The sequence below is a fragment of the Micromonospora sp. NBC_01392 genome, from assembly GCF_045040125.1.
Lineage (GTDB): Bacteria > Actinomycetota > Actinomycetes > Mycobacteriales > Micromonosporaceae > Micromonospora.
Map to the genome: position 1 here is coordinate 2,839,105 of NZ_CP109549.1, position 15,475 is coordinate 2,854,579.

Annotated in this window: 14 protein-coding genes; 13 read left to right on the plus strand and 1 reads right to left on the minus strand. The window is 74.3% G+C overall.

What is annotated here, in order from left to right; translation table 11 throughout:
- The first annotated feature begins 243 nt into the window (after positions 1-243).
- The 6 genes from infC (at position 244) to pheT (ending at position 6,289) form a co-directional block, all read left to right on the plus strand.
- Positions 244-894 (plus strand): translation initiation factor IF-3, encoded by a 651-nt coding sequence (gene infC / locus OG767_RS13050; RefSeq protein ID WP_405093637.1) that lies wholly within the window; start codon positions 244-246, stop codon positions 892-894.
- Positions 895-912: 18 nt separating this feature from the next.
- Complete coding sequence (gene rpmI / locus OG767_RS13055) at positions 913-1,107, plus strand: 50S ribosomal protein L35 (RefSeq protein WP_107160101.1); 195 nt, start codon at positions 913-915, stop codon at positions 1,105-1,107.
- Positions 1,108-1,139: 32 nt separating this feature from the next.
- On the plus strand, positions 1,140-1,532 hold the full coding sequence (rplT, locus tag OG767_RS13060; RefSeq protein WP_222957518.1) for a 50S ribosomal protein L20: 393 nt from the start codon (positions 1,140-1,142) through the stop codon (positions 1,530-1,532).
- 31 nt (positions 1,533-1,563) lie between these two features.
- Positions 1,564-2,445: a TrmH family RNA methyltransferase gene (locus tag OG767_RS13065; RefSeq protein WP_405093638.1), complete on the plus strand. Its 882-nt coding sequence runs from the start codon at positions 1,564-1,566 to the stop codon at positions 2,443-2,445.
- 173 nt (positions 2,446-2,618) lie between these two features.
- Positions 2,619-3,680: a phenylalanine--tRNA ligase subunit alpha gene (gene pheS / locus OG767_RS13070; RefSeq protein ID WP_405093639.1), complete on the plus strand. Its 1,062-nt coding sequence runs from the start codon at positions 2,619-2,621 to the stop codon at positions 3,678-3,680.
- A 26-nt stretch (positions 3,681-3,706) separates the two neighbouring features.
- On the plus strand, positions 3,707-6,289 hold the full coding sequence (gene pheT / locus OG767_RS13075) for a phenylalanine--tRNA ligase subunit beta (RefSeq protein ID WP_405093640.1): 2,583 nt from the start codon (positions 3,707-3,709) through the stop codon (positions 6,287-6,289).
- Between the two features lie 74 nt (positions 6,290-6,363).
- Here the strand turns inward: pheT and OG767_RS13080 are convergent, their stop codons facing one another.
- The gene (locus OG767_RS13080; protein WP_405093641.1) at positions 6,364-8,211 is read right to left on the minus strand and encodes a beta-1,3-glucanase family protein; all 1,848 of its coding nucleotides are present in this window, start codon (positions 8,209-8,211) and stop codon (positions 6,364-6,366) included.
- Between the two features lie 206 nt (positions 8,212-8,417).
- Here OG767_RS13080 and argC point away from each other — a divergent pair, with 206 nt between their 5' ends.
- The 7 genes from argC to OG767_RS13115 are packed head-to-tail and all read left to right on the plus strand — an operon-like array spanning position 8,418 to position 15,467.
- Positions 8,418-9,419 carry an N-acetyl-gamma-glutamyl-phosphate reductase gene (gene argC, locus OG767_RS13085; protein ID WP_405093642.1) on the plus strand — a complete coding sequence of 334 codons (1,002 nt, stop codon included), beginning with the start codon at positions 8,418-8,420 and terminating at the stop codon, positions 9,417-9,419.
- Positions 9,416-10,585 (plus strand): bifunctional glutamate N-acetyltransferase/amino-acid acetyltransferase ArgJ, encoded by a 1,170-nt coding sequence (gene argJ, locus OG767_RS13090; RefSeq protein ID WP_405093643.1) that lies wholly within the window; start codon positions 9,416-9,418, stop codon positions 10,583-10,585. The genes argC and argJ overlap by 4 nt, the downstream gene beginning before the upstream one ends.
- Positions 10,582-11,520 (plus strand): acetylglutamate kinase, encoded by a 939-nt coding sequence (gene argB, locus OG767_RS13095; RefSeq protein ID WP_405093644.1) that lies wholly within the window; start codon positions 10,582-10,584, stop codon positions 11,518-11,520. Before argJ ends, argB begins: the two co-directional genes overlap by 4 nt.
- Positions 11,517-12,824 carry an acetylornithine transaminase gene (locus OG767_RS13100; RefSeq protein WP_405093645.1) on the plus strand — a complete coding sequence of 436 codons (1,308 nt, stop codon included), beginning with the start codon at positions 11,517-11,519 and terminating at the stop codon, positions 12,822-12,824. The genes argB and OG767_RS13100 overlap by 4 nt, the downstream gene beginning before the upstream one ends.
- Positions 12,821-13,747 carry an ornithine carbamoyltransferase gene (gene argF / locus OG767_RS13105; RefSeq protein ID WP_405093646.1) on the plus strand — a complete coding sequence of 309 codons (927 nt, stop codon included), beginning with the start codon at positions 12,821-12,823 and terminating at the stop codon, positions 13,745-13,747. The genes OG767_RS13100 and argF overlap by 4 nt, the downstream gene beginning before the upstream one ends.
- Complete coding sequence (locus OG767_RS13110) at positions 13,744-14,259, plus strand: arginine repressor (RefSeq protein WP_281939801.1); 516 nt, start codon at positions 13,744-13,746, stop codon at positions 14,257-14,259. The genes argF and OG767_RS13110 overlap by 4 nt, the downstream gene beginning before the upstream one ends.
- Positions 14,256-15,467: an argininosuccinate synthase gene (locus OG767_RS13115; protein ID WP_405093647.1), complete on the plus strand. Its 1,212-nt coding sequence runs from the start codon at positions 14,256-14,258 to the stop codon at positions 15,465-15,467. The genes OG767_RS13110 and OG767_RS13115 overlap by 4 nt, the downstream gene beginning before the upstream one ends.
- Positions 15,468-15,475 lie beyond the last annotated feature (8 nt).

Sequence of the window (15,475 nt, forward strand, 5' to 3'; positions counted from 1 at the left end):
GCGGTCGCTGAAGCGGAGCGCCCGCTCCCACCCGAGTCGCCGTCCAGGTGTCCGGGTCCGGTCCCCGGTTTCGGGCACGTCCCGATCCCGGATGCGCGATCCTGTGATCGTGCCGACCGGTCGAGTGGGCCCTGGCATACGCCGGGGCCTTCTGCTTTCCGGGTCGGCTCCCGCCCGGGAGCCCACGGAGTCGGCACCGTAGGACACTCGACTCGAGGAGGCCCCATCAGCGTCGAACCACGCGTGAACGAGCAGATCCGGGCACGTGAGGTCCGACTGGTCGGCCCTGAGGGTGAGCAGGTGGGCATCGTCCCGCTGGAGCGCGCCCTGCAGCTGGCCGCGGACGTCGACCTGGACCTGGTCGAGGTTGCGCCGATGGCGCGCCCGCCGGTGTGCAAGCTCATGGACTTCGGCAAGTTCAAGTACGAGAGCGCACTCAAGGCGCGCGAAGCGCGGCGTAACCAGCAGCAGACCGTCATCAAGGAAATGAAGCTCCGGCCGAAGATCGACCCGCACGACTACGAGACCAAGAAGGGTCACGTGGTGCGGTTCCTCAAGGCGGGCGACAAGGTCAAGGTGACGATCATGTTCCGCGGTCGCGAGCAGAGCCGCCCGGAGCTGGGTTACCGGCTCCTGCGCCGGCTCGAGTCCGAGATCACGGACCTGGGATACGTCGAGGCCGCCCCGAAGCAGGACGGCCGAAACATGATCATGGTTCTCGCTCCGCACCGGGCCGTCAAGGCCTCCGCGGTCGCCGCCACGGCGTCCCGCGGTGGGCCCCGCGACCGGGGCGCGGAGGAGTCGGCAGCCCCGGCAGGTGGCGAGACCCCGGCGGCCGGCGAGACCGCAGCAGCCGGTGAGACCGGCCCGACCGCTGACACCAGCGGCCAGTAACAGGGAGAGACGTTCCACATGCCGAAGATGAAGAGCCACACGGGTACGGGCAAGCGGGTCAAGGTGACCGGCTCGGGCAAGATCGTTGCCCAGCAGGCCGGCCTCCGCCACAAGCTGGAGAAGAAGCCCTCCACCCAGACCCGCCGGCTGACCGGCACCGTCGAGCTGGCCAAGGCCGACGTGAAGCGCATCAAGAAGCTGCTCGGCCGCTGACGCGCGCCACCTGAACCGAAGAAGGAGTTGAGATGGCACGCGTCAAGCGGGCTGTGAACGCCCAGAAGAAGCGTCGTACCCTGCTGGAGACCGCGAGCGGTTACCGCGGTCAGCGCTCCCGGCTCTACCGCAAGGCCAAGGAGCAGGTGCTGCACTCGATGCAGTACTCCTACCGGGACCGTCGCGACCGCAAGGGCGACTTCCGGCAGCTCTGGATCCAGCGGATCAACGCCGGCGCCCGGGCCAACGGCCTGACCTACAACCGGCTGATCCAGGGCATGCGCCTGGCCGGCATCGAGGTCGACCGCAAGATCCTGGCCGACCTGGCCGTCAACGACGCCGCCGCGTTCGCGGCGATCGTCGAGCTGGCCCGCGCCGCCGTGGCGGCCGAGGGCACCGGTGGCGCCGCGGCCCAGGCCGCCTGACCCACCCGTACGGCAGATCGAGGCGTCTCCCATGCAGTCACCGTCGCCTGGGAGACGCCTCGACGCCGTCTCCGGCCCGTTCACCCCGCGTACCCCGAGGGTCGTGGCGGCCCGCCGGCTGCACCGCCGGCGCGACCGCGAGCAGGCCGGCCGCTTCCTCGCCGAGGGGCCGCAGGCCGTCCGCGAGGCGCTCGCCCGCGCCGGCACGGTGGTCGAACTGTTCGGCACCCCGACCGCGCTGGACCGGCACGCCGACCTCGCCGCCGTCGCCGCCCGCGCCGACGTGCCGGTCTCCGAGGTCACCGACGAGGCCCTCGCCGCGCTCACCGAGACCGTGGCCCCGCAGGGCCTGGTGGCGGTCTGCCGGCACCTCGACGTGCCGCTGGCCGAGGCCGTCGCGGGCGGGCCGCGCCTGGTCGCGGTGCTCGCCGGGATCCGTGACCCGGGCAACGCCGGGACGGTGCTGCGGACCGCGGACGCGGCCGGCGCCGGCGCGGTGGTCTTCGCCGGCGAGGCGGTCGACCCGTACAACGGCAAGTGCGTGCGGGCGTCCGCCGGCAGCCTGTTCCACGTCGACGTGGTGCGCGCCGCCGACCCGCTCGCGGCCGTCGCGGCGCTGCGGGCCGCCGGTCTGACGATCCTGGCCACCACCGGGTACGGCGACAGCGACCTCGACGACCTCGCGGACGCCGGCCGGCTCGCCGCGCCCACCGCGTGGTTGTTCGGCTCGGAGGCGCACGGCCTGCCCGAGGAGTTGACCGCGGTCGCCGACGCCCGGGTCCGGGTGCCGCTGCACGGGCGCGCCGAGAGTCTCAATCTGGCTGCGGCGGCGGCCGTCTGCCTGTATTCTTCGGCCAGAGCACTGCGTGCCCCCAGGGCCACGCGGCACACCGCAGGGGAGTCCACCTCGTGAGGAACGCGCCACGGCGCTCGTTTAGCCAGCCCGCCGGTGTCGGCGGGCGGCAGGTCTGACCCTTCCCCCTGCACGACTCCCACCGGCGGGCTGCGGCGAAGCCGCGCGTCCGTAGACTCGCCTGGCCGCCTGTAGTCGGGCCGGCGCCGCCCTTGAGGGAGTGCCCGTTCACCATGAGTTACCGCAACGATCCGTACGACCCGAAGCAGGTCGCCCTGCTCGACCCGGACGCCCTGGCCGGGGCCGTGGCCGACGCCGAGAAGGCGTTCGCCGCCGCCACCGACCCGGACGCGTTGACCGCGCTGCGCCCGGCGCATCTGGGGGACCGGTCCCCGGTGTCGCTGGCCCGCCGGGAGATCGGCGCGCTGCCGCCGGCCGCGAAGTCCGACGCCGGCAAGCGGGTCAACGAGGCCCGCCGGGCCATCGAGTCCGCGTACGCCGCCCGCCAGGAGATCCTGGACCGCGCGCAGGCCGAGCGGGTGCTGGTCGAGGAGCGGGTCGACGTGACCCTGCCCCACGACCGCCGGCCGCGCGGCGCCCGCCACCCGCTGACCGTGCTGATGGAGCAGATCAGCGACCTGTTCATCGGCATGGGCTACGAGGTGGCCGAGGGGCCCGAGGTCGAGTTGGAGTGGACCAACTTCGACGCGCTCAACATCCCGGCCGACCACCCGGCGCGCGGGCTGATGGACACGTTCCACATCGCCCCCCAGGGGTCGGGCCTGGTGCTGCGCACCCACACCTCGCCGGTGCAGGCGCGCACCATGCTCAGCCGCAAGCCGCCGATCTACGTGGTGGTGCCCGGCCGGGTCTACCGCACCGACGAGCTGGACGCCACCCACGCGCCGGTCTTCCACCAGGTCGAGGGCCTGGTGGTGGACAAGGGCATCACCATGGCGCACCTGCGCGGCACGCTCGACCACTTCGCGCGCGCCATGTTCGGCGAGGGCGCGAAGACGCGCTGGCGTCCGCACTACTTCCCGTTCACCGAGCCGTCGGCCGAGTTCGACGTCTGGTTCCCGGAGCACCGGGACGGGCCGCAGTGGGTCGAGTGGGGCGGCTGCGGCATGGTCAACCCGCGGGTGCTGCGCGCCTGCGGGATCGACCCGGAGGTCTACTCCGGATTCGCGTTCGGCATGGGCATCGACCGGACCGTGATGGTCCGGCACGGCGTCAGCGACATGCGGGACATGGCCGAGGGCGACGTGCGGTTCACCCGCGCGTTCGGCGCCTGAGCTACGGGAACGGTGGTTAAACAGTCATGCGAGTTTCAGTCAGTTGGCTGCGGGAGTACGTCGATCTCCCCGCCGACCTGCCCGCCGGTGACCTGGAGCAGGCGCTCGTCGACCTCGGCATCGAGGTCGAGTCGATCGTGGACCTGCGGGCGACCGTCACCGGCCCGCTGGTCGTGGGCGAGGTCCTCCAGATCGAGGAGCTGACCGGTTTCAAGAAGCCGATCCGCTTCTGCCGGGTGGACGTCGGCGGCGCGAACGGCACCGGCGAGCCGCAGGAGATCGTCTGCGGGGCGCGCAACTTCGCCCCCGGCGACAAGGTCGTGGTGATCCTGCCGGGCGGCGTGCTGCCGGGCAACTTCGCCATCGGCGCGCGCAAGACGTACGGGCGCAACTCCCACGGGATGATCTGCTCGGCGCGGGAGCTGGGCCTGGGCGACGACCACTCCGGCATCATCGTGCTGCCCGCGGACGTCAAGGCCCAGCCCGGCGACGACGCGCGCCCGGTCGTCGGCCTGGACGACGTGGTGGTCGAGATGGAGATCACCCCGGACCGCGGGTACGCGCTCAGCGTCCGCGGCATCGCCCGGGAGCTGTCGCACGCGCTCGGCGTGCCGTTCCGTGACCCGGCCGACGCGCCGGCGACGGGCGGGACCGCCGAGCCGGCGTACCCGGTGGAGGTTCGTGACCCGGTCGGCTGCGACCGGTTCGCGGCCCGGATGGTGCGCGGCGTCGACCCGACCGTGGAGACGCCCGGCTGGATGCGGCAGCGGCTGACCGCGGCCGGCGTGCGCAGCATCTCGCTGCCGGTCGACATCACCAACTACCTGATGCTCGAACTCGGCCAGCCGATGCACGCGTTCGACGCGGACCGGATCGCCGGGCCGCTCGTGGTGCGCCGGGCCGAGCCGGGGGAGAAGCTGACCACGCTGGACGGGGTGAGCCGCAGCCTGGTCGCCGAGGACATGGTGATCTGCGACGCTGGGCTGCCCAACGCCCTCGCGGGCGAGGACGCCGGTGTCCCGATCTCGCTGGCCGCGGTGATGGGCGGCGAGACCAGCGAGGTGCTCGCCTCCACCACGAACGTGCTGTTCGAGGCCGCGCACTGGGACCCGGCGATGGTGGGCCGCACCGCCCGGCGGCACAAGCTGTTCAGCGAGGCCGCGAAGCGCTGGGAGCGGGGCGTCGACCCGACGCTGCCGCTCGTCGCGCTGGAGAAGGCGGTCCGGTTGCTCACCGACCTGGCCGGCGGCACGCCCGGTGCGGAGGTGCTCGACCTCGACCACGTCCGCCCGCCGTCGCCGGTGACGCTGCCGGTGGACCTGCCGACCCGCCGGGTGGGTGTGTCGTACCCGGCGGACCGGGTGGTGGAGCTGCTGGAGCAGGTCGGCTGCGCGGTCAGCCGCGGCGCCGACCGGCTCGGCGAGGACCCGGGCACGGTCGGGGTGGCCACCGGCGGGGCCGCCGAGGTGCTGACCGTGACGCCGCCGAGCTGGCGGCCCGACCTGACCGACCCGGCCGACCTGGTGGAGGAGGTGGTTCGCCTCGACGGGTACGACCGGGTGCCGTCGGTGCTGCCCACCGCGCGGCCCGGCCGGGGCCTCACCCCGGCGCAGCAGCGTCGCCGCGCGGTGGCCCGCTCGCTCGCCGAGCGCGGCTGGGTCGAGGTGCTGGCGCAGCCGTTCGTCGCCCCGGAGCTGGCCGACCAGCTCGGCCTGCCGGCCGACGACCCGCGCCGCCCCGCGGTGCGGGTGGCCAACCCGCTGTCCGAGGAGGAGCCGCTGCTGCGCACCACGCTGCTCGGCCCGCTGCTCGGCATCGTCCGGCGCAACGTCGGCCGGGGACAGCGGGACGTGGCGATCTACGAGATCGGCGCGGTCTTCCGTCCCCGTCCGGGCGTCGGCGCCCCGCCCGCCATGGGCGTGGACCGGCGGCCCACCGACGAGGAGTTCGCCGCCGCCGACGCGGTGGTGCCGGCGCAGCCGCGACACGTCGCGGTGGCGCTCTGCGGCGAGATCGAGCCGGCCGGCTGGTGGGGCGCGGGTCGCGCGGCAAGCTGGGCGGACGCCGTCGAGGCCGGCCGGGCGGTGCTCGCCGCCGCCGGCATCCCGGCCGACCGGGTGACCGTGCGGGCCGGTGAGTACGCCCCCTGGCACCCGGGCCGCTGCGCCGAGCTGCTCGTCGACGACACCGTGGTCGGGCACGCCGGCGAGCTGCACCCGGCCGTGGTGACGGCGCTGGAACTGCCCCGGCGCACCAGCGCCATGGAGCTGGACCTGGACGCGCTGCCCGCCGCGCCGCTGGTGGCCGGGCCGGCCATCTCCACGTTCCCACCGGCGCTGATCGACGTGGCGCTGGTGGTGGACGAGGCGGTGCCGGCGGCCGAGGTCCGGGCGGCGCTCGTCGAGGGTGCCGGCGCGCTGCTGGAGGACGTCCGGCTCTTCGACGTCTACGCCTCGGCGCAGCTCGGCGCCGGGCGGAAGTCGTTGGCGTACAAGCTGACGTTCCGCGCCCCGGACCGGACCCTCGCCGGCGAGGAGGCGGTGGCCGCCCGGGACGCCGCGGTGGCGCTCGCCGCGCAGCGCTTCGGCGCCACCCTCCGCGGCGCCTGAGGTGTAAGGAGGGGCCCCCGCTTAACGCCTACGGTAGAGGCGGGGGCCCCTCTCCACACACGCACCACCGTGGCTCAGCCCGCGTACGGCAGCACGATCCGGGAGAGGTCGCCGGTCCCGAGGGTGGTCGAGGCCGCCCCGATGGCGTTCCAGACCTCGACGCGTACGCTGCCCCGCACCAGGTCGCCGGGCGTGCCCGAGGTGGTGCGCACGCCCTGGGTCGGGCGGTAGTGCTCCCAACCGGGCACCGGGTCGGTGGCGAAGTAGTGGTACGTCTGCACCCAGTCGGTGTCGCCGTCGCCGGTCAGGTCGTACGAGATCCGCACCTGCACGCCGTTGCCGACCGCGGTCCCGGCGTCGACGAACAGGTCGAAGTCGGTGTTGCCGCCCTGGTAGCGGGCGTCGATCCCGCAGGCGGTGAGCACCAGCGCGGCGGTGGGAACGCCGTCGTGGTTGCCACCGGCCGACGCCAGCCGTACCGCGTCGGTCTGCCCGGCGACGGCGGTGAGCGAGCCGTCGGAGCGCACCAGCCGGGCGGGCTGGGCGAGACGCCCCTCGGGCTGGGCGCACCCGGGCCCGGGCGTCCCGGTCGGGCTCGTCGAGGGTTGCGGACCGGTCGGGCTGGTGGAGGGTTGCGGACCGGTCGGGCTGGTGGAGGGTTGCGGACCGGTCGGGCTCGTCGAGGGCTGCGGGTCGGTCGGTGTCGGGCTCGGGCTCGGCCCGCCGCCGGGGCCGAACGGGCTCAGGTCGATGCGCGCGGCGCGCGGGTCGCCGTCGTGCACCAGCGACTCCTGGTTGAGCACGTCGTCGAAGGCGAAGCCGTACGCCTTCCCGTCGACCATGTTGGCGTGCACGATCCGGGAGTAGTGGTTGGTGAGCGCGCCCCGGTAGAAGTCGGCCGGGCCGCCGGAGGGCTGCACGTCGCGGACGCCCAGGGTGGAGCGGTGCAGCGCGGCGCAGAGCGTCCGGGCGATCGGGCCGACCACGAGGTCGTTCGGGGCGGCGAGCGCGCCGTCGCAGTCCCACACGTCGGAGCTGGTGGGCCTGGTGAAGCTGGCGACCCGCTGGCCCGAGCCGTCGGTGAAGGTCATGACGTCGCCGCTGGTGCGCCCGGTGTACCTGATCCCGGGCTGGTCGAGGAAGGGCGTCACGGTCAGCGCCCGGGTGGCGTACGCCTGCCAGGCCGAGGCGATGTACGGGTCGAGGTAGCCGGCGTCGAGCTGGCCGGCGTCGGCGGCCTTGCCGGGGGAGAGCACCCGCAGCACGGTGCCGTCGGCCCTGGTCTGCACCGTGCCGTCCCAGCCGGCCTGGGCGCGGATCGCGTCGATGACCCGGTTCCGGCCGTCGTCGACGAGCCGGCCGGTCTCCCGGGACGCGCCGTCGGCGCCGGTCACGCCGACCACGTGCGGGATGGCGAACATGTCGACCTGTGAGCTGTTCAGCCAGAGCCCGGCGTCGTTGTAGGTGAACTCGGACCAGTCGAACAGGACGTCCCGGTTGGGGTCGCCGGGGGCCCAGGGCGCGGGCTGGACCAGGCCGTCCGGGGTGAGGCGGAACGTCAGTTTCGCGCCGAACGCGAAGTAGACCCGGCCGGAGATGTTGCGGGGGACCTTGAGCGTGGTGGCGCCGCCGTTGGCCGGGCCGGGGATGGCCACGTCGGGGGCGGGGGTGGGCGGCAGGCCGCCGGCCGGCCAGGGGGTGAACGCGCCGGCGGCGTCGACGTGTCCGAGCCGGCCGGTGGTGAGGTCGGTGCCGAGCACGTAGAGCCAGGTGGCGTCGGCCCGGCCGGTGTGGTTGGTGACGGTGAGGGGCAGCAGGTTCGGGCCGGTGGCCCGGGCCAGCGAGGCGGCCGCGACGACCGAGCCGGCGGTGGTGACCAGGAGCGCGAGCAGGGCGCGCAGGATTTTCGTACGGGTGGGCAAGGACGACTCCGAGGGTGGTGGGGGCGCGGTGCGGTGGTCGCGCGGCACGGCGGAACGGATCCGTGAGAGCGCTCTCTCAGCATCGGCGCGGAATGGGCGACTGTCAATGCGAAGCACGCCGATGCAGCTTCATGCGTCACACTGCATGACCTTGCAGGCACCTGGACCGACTGCTAACCTTTCTGCATAGTCATGCGGAGGTTGGTATGGGCATTCGAGTAGCGGTGGCCGGCGCGAGTGGATACGCGGGCGGCGAACTGCTGCGCCTGCTCGCCGGCCACCCCGAGTTCGAGCTGGTCGCCGCCACCGCGCACCGCCAGGCCGGCCAGCCCGTCGCCGCCGTACACCCGCAGCTCACCGGCCTGGACCTGGTGTTCGGGGCGACCGAGGCGGAAACCCTGGCCGACGCGGACCTGGTCTTCCTGGCGTTGCCGCACGGCCAGTCGGCGGCGCTCGCCGCGGCGCTGCCCGACGCGGTCATGGTGGTCGACCTCGGCGCCGACCACCGGCTGCGCGACGCCGACGCCTGGACCCGCTACTACGGCGGCGCGCACGCCGGAGCCTGGACCTACGGGCTGCCGGAACTGCCCGGCCAGCGGGCCGAGATCGCGGCCGCCCGGCGGGTGGCCAGCACCGGCTGCTACGCGGTGGCCACCACGCTGGCGCTGGCCCCGCTGATCGCCGCCGGCGCGGTACGCCCCGACGACGTGGTGGTGGTCGCCGCCTCCGGCACCTCCGGCGCCGGCCGGGCCGCCAAGGCCCACCTGCTCGGCAGCGAGGTGATGGGCGACCTCTCCCCCTACAAGGTGGGCGCCCACCAGCACGTGCCGGAGATCAAGCAGGCCACCGGCGCGACCTCGCTGTCGTTCACGCCGGTGCTGGCCCCGATGCCCCGGGGCATCCTGGCCACCGTCACCGCGGTGCCGGCCGGCGACGCCGACCCCCGCGCGGTGCTGGCCGACGCCTACGCCGACGCGCCCTTCGTGCGCCTGCTGCCCGAGGGGGCGTGGCCGCACACCGCCGCCACCGCCGGCGGGAACTCCTGTCACCTCCAGGCGACGGTGGACACCGACTCGGGACGGGTCGTCGTGGTCAGCGCCATCGACAACCTGGGCAAGGGCGCGGCCGGTCAGGCCGTGCAGAACGCCAACCTGATGGCCGGGCTCCCCGAGACCACCGGCCTGTCCGCCTACGGAGTGTCCCCATGACCGTCACCACCCCCCGCGGCTTCCGCGCCGCCGGTGTCGCCGCCGGCCTCAAGACGTCCGGCGCCGACGTCGCCCTCGTCGTCAACGACGGACCGGACGCCGGCGTCGCCGGGGTCTTCACCGCCAACCGGGTGAAGGCCGCCCCGGTGCTCTGGACCCAGCGGGTCGTGCACGGCGGCGTGGTCCGGGCGGTGGTGCTCAACTCCGGCGGCGCGAACGCCTGCACCGGCCCGGCCGGCTTCCAGGACACCCACGCCACCGCCGAGCACACCGCCGCCGTGCTCACCGGCAGCAGCGCCCGGCTGATCGTCGGGGCCGGCGAGGTCGCGGTCTGCTCCACCGGCCTGATCGGCGAGCGGCTGCCGATGCCGAAGCTGCTGCCCGGCGTCCGGAACGCGGTGCGCGCCCTGTCCCGCGACGGCGGCCGGCCGGCCGCCGAGGCGATCATGACCACCGACACCCGGCCGAAGACCACGGTGGTCCCCGGCAGCGGCTGGACCGTCGGCGGGATGGCCAAGGGCGCCGGCATGCTGGCCCCGGCCATGGCCACCATGCTCTGCGTGCTCACCACCGACGCGGTGGCCGGGCCGGACGTGCTGGACGCCGCGCTACGGGTCGCCACCCGGGTCACCTTCGACCGGGTCGACTCCGACGGCTGCATGTCCACCAACGACACCGTGCTGCTGCTGGCCAGCGGCGCCTCCGGCATCGAGCCCACCCTCGCCGAGTTGACCGACGCGGTGACCGCCGCCTGTCACGACCTGGCCCGGCAGTTGATCGCCGACGCCGAGGGCGCCACCAAGCAGGTCGCGATCGAGGTGGTCGGCGCGGCGAGCGAGGACGACGCGGTCGAGGTGGGGCGCGCGGTGGCCCGCAACAACCTGGTCAAGACCGCGCTGTTCGGCAACGACCCGAACTGGGGCCGGATCCTCGCCGCGGTCGGGACCACCGCCGCCGCGTTCGAACCGGACGAGGTCGACGTGGCGGTCAACGGCGTCTGGGTGTGCCGGAGCGGAGCCGCCGCCGAGGACCGGGCCAAGGTGGACCTCGCCGGCCGCGACGTCGCCATCCGCATCGACCTGCACGTCGGCGACGCCGCCGCGACCATCTGGACCAACGACCTGTCGCACGGGTACGTGCACGAGAACTCGGCGTACTCCACATGATGAGTGACAACCTCACCCGCGCCCAGGCCAAGGCCGCCACGCTGATCGAGGCGCTGCCCTGGCTGGCCCGGTTCGCCGGCGCCACCGTGGTGGTCAAGTACGGCGGCAACGCGATGACCGATCCCGAGCTGCGGCGGGCGTTCGCCGCGGACATGGTCTTCCTCCGGTACGCCGGCCTCAAGCCGGTCGTGGTGCACGGCGGCGGCCCGCAGATCTCCGCCATGCTCGACCGGCTCGGCATCGCCAGCGAGTTCCGGGGCGGCCTGCGGGTCACCACCCCGGACGCCATGGACGTGGTGCGGATGGTGCTCGTCGGGCAGGTCGGCCGGGAACTGGTCGGGCTGGTCAACGCGCACGGCCCGTTCGCGGTCGGGCTCTCCGGCGAGGACGGCGGGCTGCTCACCGCGGTGCGCCGACCGGCGTACGTGGACGGGCAACCGGTCGACGTCGGGCAGGTCGGCGACGTGGCGTCGGTGGACGTCTCCGCGGTCACCGACCTGATCGCGGCCGGGCGGATCCCGGTCATCTCCACGGTCGCGCCGGACGTCGACGGGGTGCTGCACAACCTCAACGCGGACACCGCCGCCGCCGCGCTCGCGGTCGCGCTGCAGGCGCGCAAGCTGGTCGTCCTCACCGACGTCGCCGGCCTCTACGCGGACTGGCCGGACACGACGAGCCTGGTCAGCGAGATCACCGCGGACGATTTGGCGACGCTGCTGCCGTCCCTGGAGTCGGGCATGGTGCCGAAGATGGAGGCCTGCCTGCGGGCGGTGCGCGGGGGAGTGCCCGCCGCGCACGTCGTCGACGGCCGGGTCGCCCACTCCACGCTGCTGGAGGTCTTCACCTCGGAAGGGTTCGGAACGATGGTCGTGAGCGCGAGGAGCGAGCTTGCGAGCCCCGCAGTCGCGAACAGGGAAGGCACGGTCGATTCATGAGCACGCTGGTGCGTCGCTGGGGCGCGACCATGATGGACAACTACGGCACGCCGCCGCTGGCGCTCGTCTCGGGCGCCGGCGCCGTCGTGGTCGACGAGACCGGCCGGGAGTACGTCGACCTGCTCGGCGGCATCGCGGTCAACGCGCTCGGCCACGCCCACCCGGCGGTGGTGGCCGCCGTGTCGAAGCAGGTCGCCACGCTCGGCCACGTGTCGAACCTGTTCGTCGCCGAGCCGCCGGTCGCGCTCGCCGAGCTGCTGCTGGCGCTGGCCGGCCGACCCGGCCGGGTCTTCCTCGCGAACTCCGGCGCGGAGGCCAACGAGGCCGCGTTCAAGCTCTCCCGGCTCACCGGGCGACGGCACGTGGTGGCCACCCAGGGCGGTTTCCACGGCCGGACCATGGGCGCGCTGGCGCTCACCGGCCAGCCGGCCAAGGCCGACCCGTTCCGCCCGCTGCCCGGCGACGTCACCCACGTGCCGTACGGCGACGTCGACGCGCTCGCCGAGGCGGTCACCGACGCCACCGCCATGGTGATCGTCGAGCCGATCCAGGGCGAGAACGGCGTGGTCGTGCCGCCGCCCGGCTACCTCACCGCGGCCCGGCGGATCACCGCCGCACACGGCACGCTGCTGGTGCTCGACGAGGTGCAGACCGGCGTCGGCCGCACCGGGCACTGGTTCGCCCACCAGGCCGAGGGCGTCGAGCCGGACGTGGTCACGCTGGCCAAGGGGCTCGGCGGCGGCCTGCCGCTCGGCGCCTGCCTGGCCTTCGGCCCGGCCGCCGACCTGCTCACCCCCGGCTCGCACGGCACCACGTTCGGCGGCAACCCGGTCAGTTGCGCCGCCGCGCTCGCGGTGATCGCCACGATCGCCAACGAGGGGCTGCTCGACCACGTCACGCGCATCGGTGCGCGGCTGCGGCGCGGCGTCGAGGCGCTCGGGCACCCGCTGGTACGCGAGGTGCGCGGCACCGGCCTGCTGCTCGGCGTCGTGCTCGACCGGCCGGTGGCCGGCGCGGTGTCGACCGCGCTGCGGGAGGCCGGTTTCCTGGTCAACCCGGTGCAGCCGGGCGTGCTCCGGCTCGCCCCGCCGCTGATCCTCACCGCCGCGCAGGCCGACGCGTTCCTCGCCGCGCTCCCCGCCGCGCTCGACGCCGCCCCCGCGGACACGACCGTGCCCGCCGGGGCGACCGCGACCCTCCCCGGTGAGGCGGCCCGCCCCGCCGAGGCGACCGCGACCGTCCCCGCCGAGGCGGCAACCGTCTCCGCGCCCACTCCCGTAAGCCGCACGGAGGCCCCCGCATGATCCGGCACTTCCTGCGCGACGACGACCTCACGCCGGCCGAGCAGGCCGCCGTGCTGGACCTCGCCGCCCGGATGAAGATCGACCGTTACACCCACCGGCCGCTGGCCGGCCCTCGATCGGTGGCGGTGCTGTTCGACAAGCAGAGCCTGCGCACCCGGATCTCGTTCGACGTCGGCATCGCCGAGCTGGGCGGTCATCCCCTCGTGGTGGACACCCAGGTCACCCACTTCGGCCGGGGCGAGACGCTCGGCGACGCCGGCCGGGTGCTGTCCCGCTACGTCGCCGCGATCGTGCTGCGTACCCACGGCGACGACCGGATCGCCGAGGTCGCGGCGCACGCCGCCGTGCCGGTGGTCAACGCGCTCACCGACACGTTCCACCCCTGCCAGTTGCTGGCCGATCTGCTCACCGTGCGGGAGCGGTTCGGCGCCACCGCCGGGCGGGTCCTGGCGTACGTCGGTGACGCGGCGAACAACATGGCCCACTCGTACCTGCTGGCCGGCGCGACCGCCGGGATGCACGTCCGGGTCGCCGGCCCGGCCGGGTTCCAGCCGGACCCGGAGATCGTGGCCCGGGCGGAGAAGATCGCCGCCAGCACCGGCGGCTCGGTCGAGGTGCACACCGACCCGGTCGAGGCGGTACGCGGGGCGCACGTGGTCGCCACCGACACCTGGACGTCGATGGGGCAGGAGGCCGACGGGCAGGACCGGGTCACCCCGTTCCGGCCGTACCAGGTGAGCGACGCCCTGCTCGACCACGCCGCGGCGGACGTGATCGTGCTGCACTGTCTGCCCGCCCACCGGGGCGAGGAGATCACCGACGAGGTGCTCGACGGGCCGCGCAGCGCGGTGTTCGACCAGGCGGAGAATCGCCTGCACGCCCAGAAGGCGCTGCTGACCTTTCTCCTGGAGGCATCCACATGACCGCCCCGCTGACCCGCGCCGCCCGCCACGCCCGCATCGTCGAGCTGATCCGCGACGGCGCCGTCCACTCGCAGACCGAGCTGGCCGACCTGCTCGCCGGCGACGGCATCCAGGTCACCCAGGCCACGCTCTCCCGTGACCTGAAGGAGTTGGGCGCGGTGACCGCGCGCGGCGGCGACGGGCGGGGGGTCTACCTGATCCCCGAGGACGGCCACCGGCCGCTGCGCGACGCCGAGGGGGCACCCGCCCGGCTGGTGCGGCTGCTGCGCGAGCTGCTCAACGGCGTCGACGCCAGCGGCAACATCGCCGTGCTGCGCACCCCGCCGGGCGCCGCGCACTACCTGGCCAGCGCGTTGGACCGGGCCGGCCTGTCCGAGATCGTCGGCACCATCGCCGGCGACGACACCATCCTCGTGGTGGCCCGCGAGGCCGACGGCGGCGCCGCGCTGGGCGACCGGCTCGCCGCGTGGGCCCGCCGGGACGAGACCGTGGAAGGGAACACCACACCATGACCGAGCGGGTCGTCCTGGCGTACTCCGGGGGTCTCGACACCTCCGTCGCCATCCCGTACCTGGCCGAGCAGACCGGCGCCGAGGTGATCGCGGTCGCGGTCGACGTCGGCCAGGGCGGCGAGGACATGGACGTCATCCGGCAGCGCGCGCTGGACTGCGGCGCCGCCGAGTCCGAGGTGATCGACGCGCGCGACGAGTTCGCCGCCGACCACTGCCTGCCGGCCGTGCGGGCCAACGCGCTCTACATGGACCGCTACCCGCTGGTCTCCGCGCTGTCCCGGCCGCTGATCGTCAGGCACCTGGTGGCCGCCGCGCGCCGGCACGGCGGCACGATCGTGTCGCACGGCTGCACCGGCAAGGGCAACGACCAGGTCCGGTTCGAGGTCGGCCTGCAGGCGCTCGCGCCCGACCTGAAGGTCGTCGCGCCGGCCCGGGACTACGCCTGGACCCGGGACAAGGCGATCGCGTTCGCCGAGGAGAAGGGGCTGCCGATCGACGTCACGGCCCGGTCCCCGTACTCGATCGACCAGAACCTGTGGGGCCGGGCCGTGGAGACCGGCTTCCTGGAGGACATCTGGCACGCGCCGGTCGAGGACCTGTACGCGTACACCGCCGACCCGGCCGAGGAACGCGACGCCGACGAGGTGGTGATCACGTTCGACGCCGGCGTCCCGGTCGCCCTCGACGGCGAGACGGTCACCCCGTACCAGGCGATCCTGGAGCTGAACCGCCGCGCGGGGGCGCAGGGCGTGGGGCGGCTCGACATGGTCGAGGACCGGCTGGTCGGCATCAAGAGCCGTGAGGTGTACGAGGCGCCCGGCGCGATCGCCCTGATCACCGCGCACCAGGAGCTGGAGGCGGTCACCGTCGAACGGGACCTGGCCCGGTTCAAGCGCGGTGTCGACCAACGCTGGGGCGAGCTGGTCTACGACGGACTCTGGTTCTCCCCGCTCAAGCGGGCGCTGGACGCGTTCGTCGAGGAGACCCAGCGGCACGTCAGCGGCGAGGTGCGGCTGACGTTGCACGGCGGCCGGGCGGTGGTGACCGGCCGGCGTTCCGAGGTCGGCCTCTACGACTTCGGCCTGGCCACCTACGACACCGGCGACACGTTCGACCAGTCGCTCGCGACGGGCTTCGTGCGGCTCTGGGGGCTGCCCAGCGCGATGGCCGCCGCACGGGACGCCCGGTGGGACGGGGCGCGGTCGTGACCACCAGA

Coding starts and splice junctions, on each gene's coding strand:
- rpmI (WP_107160101.1), top strand. CDS start 913: ATGCCGAAGATGAAGAGCCACACGGGTACGGGCAAGCGGGTCAAGGTG.
- rplT (WP_222957518.1), top strand. CDS start 1,140: ATGGCACGCGTCAAGCGGGCTGTGAACGCCCAGAAGAAGCGTCGTACC.
- OG767_RS13065 (WP_405093638.1), top strand. CDS start 1,564: ATGCAGTCACCGTCGCCTGGGAGACGCCTCGACGCCGTCTCCGGCCCG.
- pheS (WP_405093639.1), top strand. CDS start 2,619: ATGAGTTACCGCAACGATCCGTACGACCCGAAGCAGGTCGCCCTGCTC.
- pheT (WP_405093640.1), top strand. CDS start 3,707: ATGCGAGTTTCAGTCAGTTGGCTGCGGGAGTACGTCGATCTCCCCGCC.
- argC (WP_405093642.1), top strand. CDS start 8,418: ATGGGCATTCGAGTAGCGGTGGCCGGCGCGAGTGGATACGCGGGCGGC.
- argJ (WP_405093643.1), top strand. CDS start 9,416: ATGACCGTCACCACCCCCCGCGGCTTCCGCGCCGCCGGTGTCGCCGCC.
- argB (WP_405093644.1), top strand. CDS start 10,582: ATGATGAGTGACAACCTCACCCGCGCCCAGGCCAAGGCCGCCACGCTG.
- OG767_RS13100 (WP_405093645.1), top strand. CDS start 11,517: ATGAGCACGCTGGTGCGTCGCTGGGGCGCGACCATGATGGACAACTAC.
- argF (WP_405093646.1), top strand. CDS start 12,821: ATGATCCGGCACTTCCTGCGCGACGACGACCTCACGCCGGCCGAGCAG.
- OG767_RS13110 (WP_281939801.1), top strand. CDS start 13,744: ATGACCGCCCCGCTGACCCGCGCCGCCCGCCACGCCCGCATCGTCGAG.
- OG767_RS13115 (WP_405093647.1), top strand. CDS start 14,256: ATGACCGAGCGGGTCGTCCTGGCGTACTCCGGGGGTCTCGACACCTCC.